General features: G+C 37.9%; 1 rRNA gene. It reads right to left on the reverse strand.

The window, feature by feature from the left end:
- Positions 1–172: 172 nt before the first annotated feature.
- Positions 173–235, reverse strand: a 16S ribosomal RNA gene (locus Q1A41_RS20315); the annotation flags it as partial.

The following is a 235-nucleotide window of genomic DNA, read 5'->3' on the forward strand; positions in this document are numbered from 1 at the left end:
TACTCGTCAATTAATTTGCAGTATTACAACTTTACTTTCCACCTTGTTAAAGAACGTCTGATTGTAAAAATCAGAAGAAAAATATCTCAAAGAAATATTTTTCTTCTGAATTCCAAATCAAAGTCTAATCAAGCAATGCGTGTGAGCACTTACAAAGTGGGACAATATCGTTTAAGGAGGTGATCCAGCCCCAGGTTCCCCTAGGGCTACCTTGTTACGACTTCACCCCAGTCAT

The sequence above is a fragment of the uncultured Pseudoteredinibacter sp. genome, from assembly GCF_947502065.1.
Taxonomy (GTDB): Bacteria; Pseudomonadota; Gammaproteobacteria; order Pseudomonadales; family Cellvibrionaceae; genus Pseudoteredinibacter.